Source organism: Roseibium sp. (assembly GCF_025698965.1).
Lineage (GTDB): Bacteria > Pseudomonadota > Alphaproteobacteria > Rhizobiales > Stappiaceae > Roseibium.
In genome coordinates this window covers 1-2,527 of record NZ_JAILWL010000675.1, presented here as the reverse complement: position 1 = coordinate 2,527, position 2,527 = coordinate 1, and the positions used below count along the sequence as shown (strand labels likewise).

Here is a 2,527-nt window from a genome sequence, read left to right as displayed (position 1 = left end):
AATTCTTGCGCATAATCACGAGATGTCAGGCCTTTGACAGGAACAGTGACAAAATCCGGATCGCCGAGGTATTTGGACCGGTCGGCATAGGCGCGTCGCATGGCTTCAGCCATGACATGTATGGCATCCGCCGAGTTTGGTCCGAACTCCCCGATCGGAAAAGCCTCCAGAATGTTCAGGATTTCCACTATGTGAACACCACCTGATGAGGGCGGTGGCATGGAGGCAATGTCGTATCCTCGATACGACCCGGTGACCGGCTCTCGCCAGACCGCCTGGTAGGATGCGAGATCGTCAACGGTCATTTCACCGCCGGCGGCCTGAACCTTCTTGGCAATATTCTCGGCAACATCGCCTTTGTAGAAGCCGTCAACGCCTTTTTCTGCGATCAGGCGCAGCGTGTTTGCAAGGTCCTTCTGCACAAGGATTTCACCCGGCTGATAGGGCGTGCCACCCTGCTTATAGAAAATCTGAGCAGTGGCAGGGTCCTTGATCAGCCGGTCGTGTCTTGCGGTCAATGCTGCGGAGAGACTTTGCGTAACCGTGATGCCTTTGTCGGCCAGGTCGATCGCCGGCTCAACCAGTTCAGCCCAGGTCAGGTTGCCGCTCCCGTGCTTTTCAAAGGCCTGTGCGAAACCAGCAACGGTGCCGGGAACACCGACGGCAAGACCGGAATAACGGGATTTTTGTTTGTCCGGTTCGCCGTCCGGACCCAGAAACATGTCCTTGAAGGCGGCAGCTGGTGCCTTTTCGCGATAGTCAAGCGCCTTGGTCTCATCGCTTCCGGACATATGGATCAGCATGAAGCCGCCACCGCCCAGATTGCCGGCGCGCGGCAAAGTGACTGCCAGGGTAAATCCTGTCGCAATGGCAGCATCAACCGCATTGCCGCCTTTCTTGAGGATTTCGACGCCGATATTGGTCGCGACGGCTTCCTGGCTTGCAACCATTCCGTTTTGCGCGACTATCGGATTGAAGCGATCCTTGAGCGAATAGATCGGGACGTCCTGCGCTTGCAGCATCTGCCCGGGAAAGGTTGTGAGTGCGACCACGATTGATGCTGCACACAATACGGATTTCAGCTGACGTCTCATCTTGATCTCCCACCGTTGATCGCGTCGGGAGTTTGTCCGAGCCGCACAGGTGAGGCAATAGAAAATCGCGTGATAGTTGCGCCGAATTCGAACGCGATTGATCCAACGCAAGGTCAAATCGGTTCTGTCCGGCCAACCTGAATGTCTGCTCCGTACTTTTCTTTTTGGGCAGCACACGGAGGCCATGATGATCGGGTTTTCAAGTTGGTTTGGAATGATGCTCCAGATGGCAACGAAGCGTGGCGCATGTGCCGTTTCAGCAGTCTGTCTTTCTATTGTTATCGGGGCTGGGCAGGCCAAAGCCGCGGATGCCTATGCCGGCAAGACCCTGGCGCTGCAATGGTGTTCTTCCTGCCATCTGGTGGCGGAAGATCAGCCAACGGCCAAAAGCGCGTCTTTGCCAAGCTTTTACGATATGGCACAGGACCCGGACTGGTCGCAGAAAAAACTGGCGACATTTCTGGCCAACCCGCATCCGGTCATGCCCAACATGACCTTGGGCAATACCGAAATCGCAAATCTGTCGGCCTATATCAGCAGTCTCAATCCGTAAGCCTAAAGGTCGAACTCGGCGCGCATGGCCGCGTGAAATGAGCCTGCATAGTCTTCGCTGCCCGCATCGAACACTTCGTCAGGCAGACCGTAATTGAACACTTTCACGTCGAGGGTTTTGTCGGTTATCTCGGCGCTTGCGAGGATGTGGTCTAGGGCTTGCCCCTTACCTTTATGAATGACGGTTTGCCGCTGATCGAGTGGCAGCGACGCATCCAGCTGGAACAGTCGGCGGCTTCTCAGTTCGGGTGAGCCGGTGTCATCAGGATCAGCGCGCAACAACCGCAGCGTTCCGGTTTCTCCGGTTGCGTTGAAATCTCCAGTCACGATAACTTGCGCGTTCTCGTCCTTCTCGAACAGGGTCTCAACGGCCATTCTGAGTTCAAGAGCCTGGGAGATCTGTTTAAGCACAGACAGCTGATATCCTTCAGCCCAGGCGGAGAGGTTTTTCCAGCAGCGATTTTCAGTCTTGCCACCTCTTATCAGTGCAGCAATCGGTGCGCGCAGATGCACCACAAACAGATGCAGGGTTTTTTTCGTGCCGAGATCGATTTCCGTTTTTAGGATCGGGCGTTCGTAAACAATTCCCTGTGGTTCGGCATACGGAGGTTCAGCCGTTTTGGGTTGCCAGCGAGGTGGGTTGGCATTGTTCTGAAACAGGCTCTCAAAGTTCGCAATAGGATAGCGTGACAGGACGATCAGGTTGTGCCGCTGACCCGGTCCTTTGCCAGGCTCGCGTTCACTCGCCGCGCAATAGTAATCCTGGTAGGGAGTGTTGCGAAGCAGCAGATCGAGTTCCTGAAACTGGCGCTGCGACGCACCTTTGAGTTTTTGCGCATTGACTTCCTGCAAGCATAGAATATCGGCCTCCAGTTCCAGTA

Annotated in this window: 3 protein-coding genes; 1 reads left to right on the top strand and 2 read right to left on the bottom strand. The window is 55.2% G+C overall.

The genetic code is table 11. From position 1 onward, the window contains the following. The coding region (gene ggt / locus K5905_RS31480) for a gamma-glutamyltransferase (RefSeq protein ID WP_297591659.1) at positions 1–1,094 on the bottom strand (1,094 nt) is incomplete at its 3' end. 187 nt (positions 1,095–1,281) lie between these two features. On the opposite strand from ggt, the gene K5905_RS31475 reads away from it, so the two are divergent. Further along, positions 1,282–1,647 carry a cytochrome C552 gene (locus K5905_RS31475; protein WP_297591658.1) on the top strand — a complete coding sequence of 122 codons (366 nt, stop codon included), beginning with the start codon at positions 1,282–1,284 and terminating at the stop codon, positions 1,645–1,647. Positions 1,648–1,649: 2 nt separating this feature from the next. Here the strand turns inward: K5905_RS31475 and K5905_RS31470 are convergent. After that, positions 1,650–2,527, bottom strand: an 878-nt coding sequence (locus K5905_RS31470; RefSeq protein WP_297591657.1) for an endonuclease/exonuclease/phosphatase family protein, incomplete at its 5' end; no start/stop codon positions are given.

What these genes read in the sequence shown, in the direction of transcription:
- K5905_RS31475 (WP_297591658.1), top strand. Translation starts at nt 1,282, where the DNA reads ATGATCGGGTTTTCAAGTTGGTTTGGAATGATGCTCCAGATGGCAACG.